Annotated in this window: 15 protein-coding genes and 1 pseudogene; 6 read left to right on the forward strand and 10 right to left on the reverse strand. The window is 66.2% G+C overall.

Annotated elements, in window-relative coordinates; all coding sequences use genetic code 11:
* Positions 1 to 3: 3 nt before the first annotated feature.
* The 6 genes from ACPXB3_RS01250 to ald all read right to left on the reverse strand — a co-directional run bounded on the left by ACPXB3_RS01250 (position 4) and on the right by ald (position 6,935).
* Entirely contained in the window at positions 4 to 801 is a 798-nt protein-coding gene (locus ACPXB3_RS01250; RefSeq protein ID WP_425726028.1) for an ABC transporter ATP-binding protein, read from the reverse strand.
* Positions 795 to 1,937 (reverse strand): ABC transporter permease, encoded by a 1,143-nt coding sequence (locus tag ACPXB3_RS01255; protein ID WP_425726030.1) that lies wholly within the window; start codon positions 1,935 to 1,937, stop codon positions 795 to 797. The genes ACPXB3_RS01250 and ACPXB3_RS01255 overlap by 7 nt, the downstream gene beginning before the upstream one ends.
* An 11-nt stretch (positions 1,938 to 1,948) precedes the next feature.
* Positions 1,949 to 3,169, reverse strand: coding sequence for an ABC transporter substrate-binding protein (locus ACPXB3_RS01260; RefSeq protein ID WP_425703348.1), 1,221 nt, complete (start codon positions 3,167 to 3,169; stop codon positions 1,949 to 1,951).
* Positions 3,170 to 3,247: 78 nt separating this feature from the next.
* Positions 3,248 to 4,672, reverse strand: a complete 1,425-nt coding sequence (locus ACPXB3_RS01265) for a PLP-dependent cysteine synthase family protein (protein ID WP_425726032.1) — start codon at positions 4,670 to 4,672, stop codon at positions 3,248 to 3,250.
* Positions 4,673 to 4,810: 138 nt separating this feature from the next.
* On the reverse strand, positions 4,811 to 5,572 hold the full coding sequence (locus ACPXB3_RS01270; protein WP_425726034.1) for a GNAT family N-acetyltransferase: 762 nt from the start codon (positions 5,570 to 5,572) through the stop codon (positions 4,811 to 4,813).
* Positions 5,573 to 5,828: 256 nt separating this feature from the next.
* Positions 5,829 to 6,935 carry an alanine dehydrogenase gene (ald, locus tag ACPXB3_RS01275; protein ID WP_425726036.1) on the reverse strand — a complete coding sequence of 369 codons (1,107 nt, stop codon included), beginning with the start codon at positions 6,933 to 6,935 and terminating at the stop codon, positions 5,829 to 5,831.
* A gap of 208 nt (positions 6,936 to 7,143) precedes the next feature.
* Between ald and ACPXB3_RS01280 the strand changes: the two genes are divergently transcribed.
* The 6 genes and pseudogenes from ACPXB3_RS01280 (at position 7,144) to ACPXB3_RS01305 (ending at position 10,433) form a co-directional block, all read left to right on the forward strand.
* Complete coding sequence (locus tag ACPXB3_RS01280) at positions 7,144 to 7,623, forward strand: Lrp/AsnC family transcriptional regulator (RefSeq protein WP_425703356.1); 480 nt, start codon at positions 7,144 to 7,146, stop codon at positions 7,621 to 7,623.
* 149 nt (positions 7,624 to 7,772) lie between these two features.
* On the forward strand, positions 7,773 to 8,528 hold the full coding sequence (dapB, locus tag ACPXB3_RS01285; protein ID WP_425726038.1) for a 4-hydroxy-tetrahydrodipicolinate reductase: 756 nt from the start codon (positions 7,773 to 7,775) through the stop codon (positions 8,526 to 8,528).
* Between the two features lie 12 nt (positions 8,529 to 8,540).
* The gene (locus ACPXB3_RS01290) at positions 8,541 to 9,044 is read left to right on the forward strand and encodes a hypothetical protein (protein WP_425703358.1); all 504 of its coding nucleotides are present in this window, start codon (positions 8,541 to 8,543) and stop codon (positions 9,042 to 9,044) included.
* A pseudogene (locus tag ACPXB3_RS01295) lies at positions 9,044 to 9,259 on the forward strand (flavodoxin family protein); the annotation flags it as partial. The gene ACPXB3_RS01290 and the pseudogene ACPXB3_RS01295, both read left to right, overlap by 1 nt.
* Positions 9,260 to 9,306: 47 nt before the next feature.
* A complete protein-coding gene (locus ACPXB3_RS01300; RefSeq protein ID WP_425726040.1) occupies positions 9,307 to 9,762 on the forward strand; it encodes a flavodoxin family protein in 456 nt (151 codons plus the stop codon).
* 2 nt (positions 9,763 to 9,764) lie between these two features.
* On the forward strand, positions 9,765 to 10,433 hold the full coding sequence (locus tag ACPXB3_RS01305; RefSeq protein WP_425726042.1) for a hypothetical protein: 669 nt from the start codon (positions 9,765 to 9,767) through the stop codon (positions 10,431 to 10,433).
* Between the two features lie 171 nt (positions 10,434 to 10,604).
* Here the strand turns inward: ACPXB3_RS01305 and ACPXB3_RS01310 are convergent, their stop codons facing one another.
* From ACPXB3_RS01310 to ACPXB3_RS01325, 4 genes are all read right to left on the reverse strand, one after another.
* Positions 10,605 to 11,117 carry a type II toxin-antitoxin system VapC family toxin gene (locus ACPXB3_RS01310; RefSeq protein WP_425726044.1) on the reverse strand — a complete coding sequence of 171 codons (513 nt, stop codon included), beginning with the start codon at positions 11,115 to 11,117 and terminating at the stop codon, positions 10,605 to 10,607.
* Entirely contained in the window at positions 11,110 to 11,868 is a 759-nt protein-coding gene (locus ACPXB3_RS01315; RefSeq protein ID WP_054719619.1) for a hypothetical protein, read from the reverse strand. The genes ACPXB3_RS01310 and ACPXB3_RS01315 overlap by 8 nt, the downstream gene beginning before the upstream one ends.
* Positions 11,869 to 11,969: 101 nt before the next feature.
* Positions 11,970 to 12,629, reverse strand: a complete 660-nt coding sequence (locus tag ACPXB3_RS01320; protein WP_425726046.1) for a hypothetical protein — start codon at positions 12,627 to 12,629, stop codon at positions 11,970 to 11,972.
* A 123-nt stretch (positions 12,630 to 12,752) separates the two neighbouring features.
* Positions 12,753 to 13,277: a hypothetical protein gene (locus tag ACPXB3_RS01325; protein ID WP_425726048.1), complete on the reverse strand. Its 525-nt coding sequence runs from the start codon at positions 13,275 to 13,277 to the stop codon at positions 12,753 to 12,755.
* Positions 13,278 to 13,334 lie beyond the last annotated feature (57 nt).

The following is a 13,334-nucleotide window of genomic DNA, read 5'->3' on the forward strand; positions in this document are numbered from 1 at the left end:
CTCTCAGCCGGTAGCGGATCGGTCGTGCAGCGAATCCGGGGTGGTGACCGACTCTTCGTCGAGAAGCGCCAGAATCCCCGCCTGCAGCGCCACGAACTCCGGTGAGGCCGGATCCCGTGGCCGGGGCAGGTCGATCGTGAGGGTCTCGCGGATACGGGCAGGGCGTGGCGAGAGGATCACCACACGGTCGGCCAAGAGGAGTGCCTCGGGTACGTCGTGGGTGATCAGCACCGCGGTGAATCCCTTGTCCCGCCACAGCCGCAGCAACTCGCCCTGGAGTACGCGCCGGGTCAGCGCGTCGAGGCGTCCCAACGGCTCGTCGAGCAACAACACCGAGGGATCGTTGACCAACGCACGAGCCAGCGCCGCGCGTTGAGCCATACCACCGGAGAGTTGCGCAGGCCAGGCGTCGGCGAAGTCACTGAGTCCGACGAGCTCGAGGGCGTCGTCGATCCGCTTTCGGGACTCGCGTCCGGCGCCTCTGGCCTGCGGGCCCAGGGCGGCATTGCCGCGGACCGTTCGCCACGGCAGCAGCGTCGGATCCTGGAAGACCAACGCGCGACTGGGGTCTGGTCCGGTGACCGGTTGGCCGTCGACGCTCACGGTGCCGAACAATGGGCGGTCGAGTCCGGCGAGCAATCGGATGAGCGTCGACTTTCCCGAACCGCTCGGACCGACCAACACGACGAACTCGCCCGGCGACACCGACAACGACACATCGTCGAGAACGGGGAGGTCGGCTCCGGCGCTGCGGAACGCCTGGGTGACATTGCGGATCTCGATCGCGGCACCGCTCACCATCGGGTCAACTCCTTCTCCCAGCGCAGGGTTCGTTCGCGCAGCCGGAACAGCAGCACGAGCAGTAGTCCGCAGACGACGATCAGCACGACGAGTCCGGCATACACACCGGGAAAGTCGCCCCAACCCTTTTTCCAGTTCAGGTACCAGCCGAGGCCGGAATTGACTCCGAAGTTCTCGGCTACGGTGAGACTGACGAATGACGAACACAGGCCCATGAAGGCGCCGGTGAAGATACTCGGCAACGCGCCGGGCAGACTCACGCGCAGGACGAGGAAGCGGTTGTCGGCGCCCAACGTCTGTGCCACATCGAAATACGACTTGGGGACGCTGACGATGCCGGCCCGTGTCACCACCGTCAACGGGAACCACACCGACAGGGCGATCAAGAAGACCGCACCCGAATACGCGGTGGGGAACAGGACGAAGACGATGGGCACCCATGCGAGTGTCGGCACCGGGCCGAGGAAGATCAGCACCGGATGCACCCAGTAGTTCGCGCTCTGCCACCAGCCGATCACCACACCGGTGGCCACTCCCGCGATCAGGCCCGCCACGAATCCGACCACGAGCAACTGCAACGAGTTGCCGAGGCTCTCGCCGAGGATGACGCGGTCTTCCCACAGACGGGACAGGATTGCTTGCGGCGAAACAAAATACGGTGGCTCGAGCAGGGCGGTGGTGGCGGTGGAGACCTCCCAGAAGATCATCCACACCGCCGAACCGGCCAGCCAGGCCGCCGAGTGTGACAGGCGCCGAGATGCCCATTTGCCTGCCGGACGGTCCAGCGTGCTGAGCACCCACAGGGCGACGCCGATCCCGGCGACGACCACACCGGCGGTCGCGGTGAATGTCGACGACCGGCTGATGAGGGTGACGTCGCGCAAGGCCAGAGCATCGCTGTGCGGCGCGAACGCCACGATCGCGGCGAACGCACCCCACGCGAGGACCGCGAAACCCACCAGCAGCGGGTCGACCCGGATTGGGCGGGTGACCTTGTCGAGCGCTGCGTGAATGCGTTCGGTGCCCTGGACCGTCGAGACCGACGCGGGTGGTCGTCCCGCCGGCTGGGGATCGGGTGAGTCGGCGGGTGCCGCTGCGCGCGTGCCGGTCTCGAGACCGGACGTGGTGATCGCCATGAGCGGTCCTCTCAGAAGTTCAGGCCGAGGTTGACGAACACCTGATCGGCCAGCGCGGACGGGTTGGTGTCGGCGGGAAGGAACCCGGTCTTGACGAACTTGGTGATTCCCGGCTGCAACTGCTGCTGCAGATTGCGTGGTGACGGGTCGAAGGTCATGGTCCGCAGCACCGGCAGGATGTTCTCCGGCTTGTCGGGCACATAGTTCTTGGTCGACTCGATGTGGGCGATCTCTTCGAGATTCGCACCGACCCAACGCGATCCCTGCGCCCAGGCGTTCACGAGCTTGGCGGCCGTGACCGGATCCTGTGAGACGAAGTCGCTGTTGAGGGCCACCGCGCAGCAGGGATAGGCCGAGTTGCGGCTGAGTGAGTCGTTGTTGGACAGTTCCTTGGCCCAACCGTCGTGGACCCCCTGGATGATCGGCAGGAATCCGCCGGCGGTGGCGATGGCGTCGACCTTGCCGTCCTGCAGCGCCTTGGGCAGCAGGTCTTGTTCGATGACAACCCATTCCACCTGCTTGGCGGCCGGACTCGAGTTGATACCGGCGTCGAGGAGATCGAGGGAGAAGAAGTTGGTCGCCGACCCCTGTAAGCTACTGACCCCGATCTTCTTGCCACGCAACGACTCAACGGTCGGTACCGAACCGTCGTTGCGCGCATAGAGATCCAGGCAGCCGTGATGCAGGCCGCCGGACAGCTTCACCGGGGTGCCGTTGTAGATCGGGCCGAGGAAGTTGAAGAAGATGCCGTTGGTGGCCACATATTTGCCGGAGCCGACCGCGGCGGGCAGGTCCTCGTCGGTGCCGGTCTTCTTCAACACCACGTTCAGGCCGGCATTCTTGAAGAATCCCTTCTCGTAGGCGGCGACCAGCGGGGCGTCACACACACCGCTGGGCAACGTGAGGGTGAGTTGGCGGCCGGCCCAGGACTTGGTGACGGTCAGACCGTCGGCGGCCGCCGTGCCCTGGTTCCGGTTGCGCAGAATCGCCCAGCCGCCGAGGCCGGCAGCGGCCACGACCGCAGCACCGGCCGCACCGGCGGTGAGGAGGCGTCGACGCGAAAGCCCCTTCGTCTCTTCGAGATCGACATTGGCCTCGACCGGTGTTTCCTGCGGGGAGTCATCGGATCGACCGGATGCGGAAGCGTCTGACGGTGGCGTGTCGGACGCAGGTGTCTCCGGGGACGTGGCGTCGCCCGGTGTGTCATCAGGGGTGTTCTCGTGCTCGGCCATGCCGGGTCTCCTTGAAGATGCTGTGTGGGTGCGGCTGGCTGATCGCAGCTGCGTGACGGTTGCGGTTGCGGTACGGACTCAGCGGTGGAGCAATGACCCCGTGGGCGCGGTGGCGACGGCATATCCGTCGGCGAGGACGACCACGATCGCGCTGTCGGCGGCCCGCTCGGCAACGGCGCGTGTCGATTCGTCGATTCCGGCAAGCGCTGGAACGGGTCCGAGGATCGTTGCCAGGGGCGTGCTGTCGGGCAGACCGTCGAGGGCGGTGACGGCCACCGAACCCACGATTTCGGCGCCCACGACGCGCTCCGATGAGCGCGGGAGGTGGATCGGGATCGTCGGGAGGTCTGCGGCCAGCGCGCGGGCCTGTGCCACGGTTGCGGTGGTCGGGAGCCCGCGATAGCCGCCGGTCGAACCGTTCGGTGCCGACCCGCCGAATACCGAGTCCCGCAACGTCGATTCCCCGGGTGTTAGGAATGCAGCGAAACCCCAACGAGCACACCAGTTGTCGTCAAAATACTTGGAGAGGTAGTTGCGTCCGGAATCCGGGATCACCACGACGACCACATCGTCGGGACCCAGGTGCTGTGCGGCCCGCAGCGCGCCGGCCACGGCCAGCGCGCCCGAGCCACCTACCAGCAGCCCTTCGAGGGCGAGCAATGATCGGGCGGTGTCGATGGCCTCGCGGTCGGAGACGCCGATGAACTCGTCGACCACCGTGGGTCGATACGATTGCGGCCACAGGTCTTCGACGGTGTCGGGATGAAGGTAGTGCCCGATCGACTCGATGTAGTAGGCGCTGCCGTCGCCACCCGAATAGACCGAGGTCTGCGGGTCCGGTGCGAGGACCCGGACCCGGCCATCGGAGACCTCCTTGAGGTATTCCCCGGTGCCGGTGATGGTTCCGCCGGTGCCGACACCGGCGACGAAATGGGTGACGTTGCCGCCGGTCTGGTTCCAGATCTCCGGCCCGGTGGTCCGGTAGTGTGCCGCCGGATTGGCAGGATTGTCGTATTGGCCGGCAAGCCAGGCACCGGGCGTTTCGGCGGTGATGCGTTCGGCGACGCTGCGCACGTGTTCGGGGTGCCCGACCGGCCGGCCACCCGGGGTGACCACCACTTGTGCGCCCAGAGCACGCAGCAGTGCGGTCTTTTCGGCGCTGGTCTTGTCCGGGACGACGACGACCGATGAGTAGCCGCGTGCGGCTGCGATGATCGACAGGCCGATGCCGGTGTTGCCCGACGTGCCTTCGACGACGACGCCGCCGGGGCTCAGGTGGCCGTCGCGTTCGGCCGCCAGGATCATCTCGCGGGCAGCCCGATCCTTCACGCTGCCACCGGGATTGAGGAATTCGAGTTTGACGAGGATGGTCGGTGCGAGGCCGGCGCTCACGCGGTTCAGGCGAACCAGCGGAGTGTGTCCGATCGCGTCGATCACAGAATCGTGGACGAGCCCCGACGCCGCCTCATCGTGCGCGAGAACTGAATCCTTCGTGTGGCCCACAGGCTGCTCCCATCCGGTTCGGTCGAGGACTCCTCCGGCGCTCACATCTGTCGTGTGCCGCATCGAGGTCCCGGGAAAAGGCTGCCCTATTCGTCTGATCGCCAACATATTTGGAATCGCTGCGGTTCTTTGGTGCCGTCACGGCGTGCGCAAGCGGGTAAGAGAGACATTTCTGCGCAGGCGGAACCCGAGGTGGTCGTAAAGGCGGATGGCGTTCTCGTTGCCGGCGGCGGCATGCAGAAACGGGATCCGGCCCTGTGACCGGACGTGGGCGCCGACGGCGGTCACGAGAGTGGCGGCGAGTCCGCGCCGGCGATGCTCGGGATGCACACACACCGCACTGATCTCGGTCCAGCCCGGCGGGCGCAGGCGTTCGCCGGCCATCGCGACCAGTCGTCTGTCGATCCGGATCCCGAGATAGGTGCCCATCTCGATGGTCCGCTCGAAGAAGGGGCCGGGCCGGGTCAGCCGGACGAGGTCGAGCATCTCCCCGACATCCGACGGCCCGAGAGTGCTGAGGGCCGGGGAGTCTCGGGTGGTCAGGTGCTCCCCAGTCATCTGCACTGCCAGATGTGTGGAGACCACGCGGATTCCGGCGCCCGGTGCGCCGGTCAGGGTCAGATTCCGCAGGGTGAACTCCGAGTCCGGCGGCACGAGCTCCCGGAGGTGGTGCCAGTCGTCGTCGGTCATGTCGGGCGGATGGCCGATGAATCCCGCGACCTGTGGGTCATACCGCACCACGCGGCCGCGGCGCCGCACGAATGCGCGGTGATCCCGAAGCAGGGACGCGGTGACCACGTCGTCGAGCACGCCCTCGTCCGGAGTCACCGCCCGTTGGGCTCCGGAGGTCACCGCCCGCTGGGCTCCGGAGGTCACCGCCTGTTCGGCCCCGGTTGTCACCGCGCGGTTCCCGATGTCTCCGTTTGGTTTTCCGGTGTCCCTGTCTGGTTTTCCGGTGTCCCTGTCTGGTTCTCCGATATCCCTGTCTGGTTCTCCGATATCACTGTGCAGTTGTTGGCCGATCCCATTGCGCTCCTTCGCCGACGTCAGACGCGTCGAGCACACCGCGATCGCGGCGTCGGCGACAGGTTTGGACTCAGTGAGATTCTTCGGTACGCAGGGCCGATCAGGCGCCCGGCATGCGGAACCCGATTGCTCAGAACGGCCGAGGCGATGCCGGGATATCCAGCGCTACAGCGGCTTCCGGGGCGTAGAGCCGGCCCCGGTGGGTGGCCAGGCCGGCGGCCAACGAGGCGTCGGCGCGGCAGGCCGCCTCCCACCCGTCATCGGCGAGCCGCAGCACGTAGGGGAGGGTGGCGCCGGTGAGTGCCTGGGTTGCCGTGCGGGCCACGGTGCCCGGCATGTTGGCGACGCAGTAGAAGACGCTGTCGTGCACAGCGAACGTCGGGTCGTCGTGCGTTGTCGGCCGTGAATCCTCGAAACAGCCGCCCTGGTCGATCGCGATGTCGACCAGGACCGAACCCGGCTTCATCTGGGCGACAAGACTGTTGGACACCAGAGTTGGTGCTTTGGCGCCGGGAATGAGGACGGCACCGATCACCAGATCGGCCTGTGTGACGGCTTCGGCGAGAGCAAGTGTGGTGGAGTACCGGGTGCGCACACGGCCACCGAAACGCGCGTCGATCGTCCGCAGCTTCGTGATGTCGAGATCGAAGACCGTGACCTGCGCGCCCATTCCCATCGCGATCATCGCTGCGTTCTGGCCACTGACACCACCGCCGACGATGACCACCTCGGCCGGTTCGGTCCCGGGCACGCCACCCATCAGCACGCCGCGTCCGCCTGCCGAGCGCATGAGGTGGTAGGCGCCGACCTGCGGAGCCAGCCGCCCGGCCACTTCGCTCATCGGGGCGAGCAAGGGCAACGAACCATCGGACGCGCGCACGGTCTCATAGGCGATCGACGTGGTCCCGGATGTCAGCAGCGCCTCGGTGCAGGCGCGGCCGGCCGCGAGATGCAGATAGGTGAACAACACCTGCCCGGTCCGCATGCGCGAATACTCCGCCGCGACCGGTTCCTTGACCTTCAGTACGAGCTCTGCCTGCTCCCACACTGCGTCGGCAGAGGTGAGGATCTGGGCGCCGGCGGCCTTGAAGTCGTTGTCGGTGACGGCCGAGCCGAGACCGGCGCCGGATTCGACCACGATCTCGTGGCCGTATCGGGTCAGCTCGGCGACACCGGCCGGGGTGGCGGCGACGCGGTACTCGTTGTTCTTGATCTCGGTGGGGATGCCGATACGCATGTCCGGATGTCCTTCGCTGTGGTCGGGTTCCACGGCCGGCGCGGGGACCGTCCACGACGGTGCGACCTCGACGGCAATGCTCGTGGCTGAACGTTCCTCGATGAACTAGCCTCAAGCGTGAAGGAGCTTCGAGCAGTGCACAACACCGCTGACGATGATTCTCCGATCTCGAGGATTCTGCGAGGTTCCGTCGACCAGGAGGTTGCTGATGCCCGGATCGCCGAAGGATGTTCGGCGTCAACTCGACGAGACCGACCGGCAACTGTTGCGGCACCTACAGATCGACGCGCGGGTCACCAACAGTGATCTCGCCGCGCGCGTGGGCATCGCGGCCTCCACCTGCCACGGCCGGGTGCGCCGGCTCCGGGAGCTCGGGGTGATCCGAGGCTTCTTCGCCGATGTGGATCCCGCTGCGGTGGGCCGGCCGCTGCGTGCCATGGTCGCGGTGAGTCTGCAGTCCGACGCCCGCGGGCAGATCCGGCGGTTCGTCGGTGAGATCGCCGGTCACGACGAGGTGATCGATGTCTTCTTCCTCGCGGGCTCCGAGGACTATCTGCTGCATGTGGCCACCGCCGACACCGAGGCGCTGCGACTGTTCGTCGAGATGCTCAATTCGCGCCGCGAGGTCGCCGGTACGACCACCTCGCTGGTCTTCGATCACCGTCGCGGCGATGCGCCGATCTACTGAGGCGCTGGTTCCCGAAGCCGCCCGTCCCGGCCGTCACACCCGGTGCCCTGATACCGGGCCACAACGGCTCCCCATAGACTCGGGGACGGGTTCGCATGGCATCGATGTGGCAATCACATGGTGGGGCGCACCGTCGACGAAAGGCTGGAATGACTCAGGGCATCAGGGTTGGGGTCTTCGGTTCCAACGGCAAGGTCGGCAAGGCGATCGTGTCGGGGATCGAGCAGGCCGACGATCTCGTGTACACCGCCGGCGTCGACAAGGGTGACGCGCCCGAGTTCTTCACCGACACCGACACCGAGGTCGTCGTCGACTTCACCCATCCCGACGTGGTGATGGACAACCTGAAGTTCCTGATCGACAACGGTATTCATGCGGTCGTCGGCACCACCGGCTTCACCGACGAGCGGCTCGCACAGGTACGACAGTGGCTCGCCGACGCAGATCCGGGTGTCGGAGTGCTGATCGCCCCCAATTTCGCGATCGGCGCGGTGCTCTGTATGCGCTTCGCTCAGCAGGCCGCCCGCTTTTACGACTCCGTCGAGGTGATCGAACTGCACCACCCGGCCAAGGCCGATGCGCCGTCGGGAACCGCCTACCGCACCGCAGCGCTGATCGCCGAGGCACGTGCGGCCGCCGGGGTCGGTGCGAGCCCCGACGCGACGAGTTCCGAGTTCGACGGTGCCCGCGGCGCGGAGGTCGACGGGGTACACGTGCACTCGATTCGCCTGGCCGGTCTCATCGCCCACCAGGAGGTGCTGCTCGGTACCGCGGGGGAGACGCTGACCATTCGGCACGACTCGATGGATCGCACGTCCTTCGTCCCGGGAGTGCTGCTCGGTGTCCGGAGCATCGCCGACCGCCCGGGACTGACCGTGGGTCTCGACGATCTGATGGATCTGTAGGAAGTGACGCACGTGGCCCCCGACTCCCGACCGGACGATCCGAAGCCGAAGAAGCGCGAGCGCGACGCCCGGCCCATCGTCTGGATGATCGGCTTCCTCGTGGTGGCGATGTGCGTGTATTTCGTGCTGCTCGGCCAACGCGGCGTCGACCTCATCAGCAGCGGCACCGCGGCCGGCATCGGGATCGGGGTCGGCGTGCTGATCCTGCCGTTCCTGGGGATCTGGATGATCGTGGCCACGCTGCGCGCGGGCATCGAACATCAGCGGCTGGCCCGCGCGATCGCCGAGGAGGGTCGCGAACTCGATGTCTCCGACCTCCCGCGCCGCCGGTCCGGACGGATCGAACCGGGTGCCGCGGACGAGCTGTTCGCCGAGGTGCGGCAGGAGTGGGAGGCCGATCCGGAGGACTGGCGCAACACCTATCGCATCGCCCGCGCCTACGACTACGCCGGCGACCGCAGCCGGGCGCGCGAGATGATGAAGCGCGCGGTGGCCCAATACCGCGGGCGGCAGTGATGGCAACCCTGCTGGTGGTGCACCACACGCCGTCGCCGCATTGCCAGGCGATGTTCGAGGCGGTCGTCGCGGGCGCCACCGACCCCGAGATCGAGGGGGTCGAGGTGGTGCGCAAGGCCGCACTGGAGGTGACGCCGACGGACATGCTCGGCGCGGACGGCTACCTGTTGGGTAGTCCGGCCAATCTGGGCTATATCTCCGGGGCGCTCAAACATTTGAGTTGCGATAACCCCGCTATTAGATGTTCTTGGAGGTCAGCGGCATGAAGCGCTTGCTGATCATCCACCACACGCCCTCACCGCACTGCCAGGCGATGTTCGAGGCGGTGGTGAGCGGTGCGACCGACCCCGAGATCGAGGGCGTCGAAGTGGTGCGCCGCGCGGCGCTATCGGTGTCGGCGAGCGACTTCCTCGACGCCGACGGCTACGTGCTCGGAAGCCCGGCGAACCTCGGGTCGATTTCAGGTGCTCTCAAGCACGCCTTCGATTGCTCGTACTACCAGATCCTCGACTCCACGCGGGGCCGCCCGTTCGGGCTGTACCTGCACGGGAACGAGGGCACCGAGGGTGCGGAGAGCGCCGTCGACCGGATCACCGCCGGACTCGGCTGGGAGAAGACCGCCGAGTACGTCATCGCCGCGAACAAGCCCGACAAGGCGGTGCTGGAGGCGTGCTGGGAACTGGGCGCGACCGTCGCCGCCGGTCTGATGGAGGGGTGACAGTGGACCTTACCGATGCTGCAACCATCGTTAGTCCGGTAGTGGGTCTCGCCGGTGTCGGCCTGGCGATCTGGGCGCTGCTCTACAGCAAACAGTCGCGCGATATCGCCGACAAGAGCAGCCGGGATTCCGCCGAGGCCGTAGGACTGGCTGTGAAGTCGAACGAGATCGCCATCGAGGCGAAAGGGGTTGCCGAGGAGGCCAACACGATCTCGCGCCGCGCCGAGGACCGCGAGCTTGAACGCCACGACATTGAGTGGTCGCACATCATCGTTGAGCCCGACGTCTACGAACTCCGCAACGACGGCACTGACACCGCTCATCGCGTGCGGGCCACGTTCTATGTTGATGAGTGGTCCGCCGTTGGCGAGTGCGATGAGGTAGCACCGGGCGAGTCGATCCGAGTTGAGATCCCCGAAGCTGCCGAAGAGTTCGAGCGCGAGATGGTTGCGGTACGTCAGGAGCGCCGCGAGGAGGAGCGTATTGCTGAGCTCCGCGACCGGGACCCGATGATGAAAACCTGGATCGTAGATATGAGTGCCCGGGAATACCAGATGCCGCCAACGCACAATGTCGGGTATCGGGCCGTGTGGCAAACTCCGCTCGGCGCTCCGAGGGTGGCTGAGGAGAATTGGCTGGAAGAACTGGGCAACCACGATGATTACGCCTGAGGCCCACCGATGGCATATTGAACCCGAGGTAGACACGGGCACAGGCGATTAGCTGTAGGCAGTCGGTCGCCACAACGTCCCGCCCCGGTCCGTGAGTTGAACGAGGGACGGGCGCGAAGTGTGCTGGGAACTGGGCGCGACCGTCGCCGCCGGACTGACGAGCAGTGACGATCAATTGAGATGGCTAGCTTCCTCGAACAGATCGTACTGAGGGTCCGGCGGTGGCGGCGGTGGCGGCGGGCCGGGCTCTGTGATCTTGAACCCGAGCTGTCCGTCGCAACCAAGTAGTTTGCCGTCGCGTGTGTAGAGGTGTGGGCTGCCGACTTGCTCAGCGGTCGCCAGGACGGTCGCGTCGGGACCCTTGAGACCGTGCGCGACCGCGAGATCGGCGGCACGGCGGGCGACCCGCTCGGACAACTCGGCGACCATGAAGTTCGACGCTCGTATCCACGCTTTGACGTCGGCAATTCGCGCAGCCCGGATCGCCGGGCCGAGATGGTCACCACGTACCTCACCCGTACCGGCAATCTCGGCAATGACGATGGCAGGGACCACGATCGTGTGACGCTTGCCGTGACCGTCAACTAGGTGTGCGGCGCTCGCAGTACGTTCGGGGTCCTGATCGATCAGTAGGTCGAGTACGACGCAGCTATCAACGACCACCCGTTCCAGCTTCTCAGTCACGTTGCATCCTCACCCATTCCACGGGGTCGATCCCGCCCGTCCAGTCGCTTCCGAGTAGCCCCCGCCCGTTGTTGGGTGGGGCCTCGTCGTCGGGCTCGACTGGCTCAATGCCCTCTACGTCGAGGTGGTCAATTTGCCCGGTCATGTCCCGCGCTACCACGCCCCAGACCTCGACCTCGGCCTCAAGGTGATTGCGGACTTTCGCGGCGTCATCGGCGGTGAACCTAAGCACTATCGCCTCGGCGGTATCTGTGCGCCGCAGGCCCGCCTCACGCCGATGGTGGCCCTTCTTGGTGGTGTCGTTGATGTATCGGTAGATCACGCCGCGCACCGCGCCCAACGAGACCGACGAGGGGGTGAGCGCGGCCTCAGCATTGAGCCGGATCTCGTCGTCGATCGCTGCCACGGTGTCGTCTATGTCTAGGCGGATCTCCTCGACGCCGCGCACCTCGGAGACCTTCGCGAGGCCGACTAACGCCTGTAGTGATGGGCGACTCCACCCGTGCGGGAGCACGGGGTGCTGGCGAAGCTCGTCGAGGCCAGAACTCAGCTCGTCGATCGCCCCGTCCCGTACGGCCATCGTTATGTGGGCGCTGCCGCCGCGAAGCTCGGTCAACGTCAGAAGCGGGTTCTCGCCCTCTCCAATGCTGTTGAGCAGACTTTCGACTCGCACGATGGCATCAGCGACCGCCTGAGGAGCCAGTGCACGGCCCTCCAGGTGGACGGTGATCTTGCCGTCGTCGCCAGCCATTCTGGCCTCACTTTCGTGACTGGTGTGATCAATGATGCACTAGATTGTGCGCTCAGGCTCCGACAACATCGGGTTTGGTGGCGAGAGCGAGTCTCGCCGGATCACGGAGCCGGGGGTGTCTGCAAGGTGGCGTCTTCCTTCACAACGCCGTCGATGGTTACCTCGACGAGGGTGCGTATGAACTTGATGCACGCCTTGGCGTCCGCAAGCCGCACAGTCGGCCCCGAGATGGCATTCACGGAATCTTCCCGGACTGTCTGCAAAACCCGGACCTCCGGGAGCTTCTCGTGACCGTGCGCGACCGCATGCCGCACGAGCAGCCATTCGCGCAGCTGGTTCTCAATCTCGTGGGGCTTGTAGATTACTTCGCGTGTTCCCCGCGCGCCGTTCGACCACGTCCAATACGGGCGCGGATCGAACCCGACGGCCTTGAGTAGTTTGCGGCTGTTCTCTGAGTTCGGCGTGGAGAATTTTGTTATCTCGCCGTTGAGATTGCCTTGTAGCAGCTTTGCGAACCCGTAGTTCGGATCCGACGGGTTCGGCATGTGCCGGTCAACGAGGTGCTTGGTCATGTCCTGCACGAACGCCTGCCAGGCAGCGATGGCAATTACGATGATCGCGCGGTTCACCGAGACTTCTTCGCGACGGCGTCCCTTCGCGTCACCGCCCGCACGTTGGTGAACTTGAACAAGGTTGTCGCAGTGCTCCATTGCACGGTCGAAGTTGAGCTGGACACTCAATGCGATAGCGAGCTTTCCCATGGAGGGATCGTATGCGTCCGCGCGGACGACACCCCGGCGTATGAGGAGGGCCGCCGGGGTGTCGCCGATCAGCGTCGCCGTGGTTTGGCCTCCGAACGGGCGACGCTGGACTGAGGAGTCGCGCTACCGCACTCCTGCTGGGGTGACCCCGAAGGTGCCCGGCGTCGTACCGCTCCTGATATTGGCGAGCGCGAACGCGCGGGCGTCGGGGTCGTCGGCGGGCAGGAACAGCGCCTTGTCGACGTCGGACTGGGATACCTTGCCGTCGGTGTAGAGCTGGTGCGCGAGTCCGGTGATCGAGGCCCAACAGTTCGCCACGAGTCGGGGTACCGCGCCGCTGTGGTCGCCCGATTCGCGGATGGCGCGAGCGTCGAAGGCGTGGCGGTCAAGCTGGAGGCGCAGCCCTCGTGAGGTCGGCGGGCCGCCGTGGCGGGCGAACGCCTCCGCGTAGGGTCCGGCGAAGCAGATGTCGGCGCGCCGCTGGTCGGTGAAGGTGGTCGTGTAGGTCACCCTGCCACCGCTGTCGGGGTCGTCGGGCGTGAGCACCGCCGACGAGATCGTGCCGCCGTAGACCGTCGCGACGACGGCGTGGGCGGCCTCGTGGATGGCGGTGGCGAAGCGGTCGCGCTGGGCTTTGGTGGCCTTCATTTCTGCACTGCTCCTGGAGGATTGAGGTTGACCGACGCCGGTCTGGCGGCCCACAGC

Origin of the sequence: Gordonia sp. DT219 (assembly GCF_049847065.1) — a bacterium.
GTDB lineage: Bacteria > Actinomycetota > Actinomycetes > Mycobacteriales > Mycobacteriaceae > Gordonia.

Coding starts and splice junctions, on each gene's coding strand:
- dapB (WP_425726038.1), top strand. CDS start 7,773: ATGACTCAGGGCATCAGGGTTGGGGTCTTCGGTTCCAACGGCAAGGTC.
- ACPXB3_RS01280 (WP_425703356.1), top strand. CDS start 7,144: ATGCCCGGATCGCCGAAGGATGTTCGGCGTCAACTCGACGAGACCGAC.
- ACPXB3_RS01260 (WP_425703348.1), bottom strand. CDS start 3,169: ATGGCCGAGCACGAGAACACCCCTGATGACACACCGGGCGACGCCACG.
- ald (WP_425726036.1), bottom strand. CDS start 6,935: ATGCGTATCGGCATCCCCACCGAGATCAAGAACAACGAGTACCGCGTC.
- ACPXB3_RS01300 (WP_425726040.1), top strand. CDS start 9,307: ATGAAGCGCTTGCTGATCATCCACCACACGCCCTCACCGCACTGCCAG.
- ACPXB3_RS01320 (WP_425726046.1), bottom strand. CDS start 12,629: ATGGGAAAGCTCGCTATCGCATTGAGTGTCCAGCTCAACTTCGACCGT.
- ACPXB3_RS01315 (WP_054719619.1), bottom strand. CDS start 11,868: ATGGCTGGCGACGACGGCAAGATCACCGTCCACCTGGAGGGCCGTGCA.
- ACPXB3_RS01255 (WP_425726030.1), bottom strand. CDS start 1,937: ATGGCGATCACCACGTCCGGTCTCGAGACCGGCACGCGCGCAGCGGCA.
- ACPXB3_RS01325 (WP_425726048.1), bottom strand. CDS start 13,277: ATGAAGGCCACCAAAGCCCAGCGCGACCGCTTCGCCACCGCCATCCAC.
- ACPXB3_RS01250 (WP_425726028.1), bottom strand. CDS start 801: ATGGTGAGCGGTGCCGCGATCGAGATCCGCAATGTCACCCAGGCGTTC.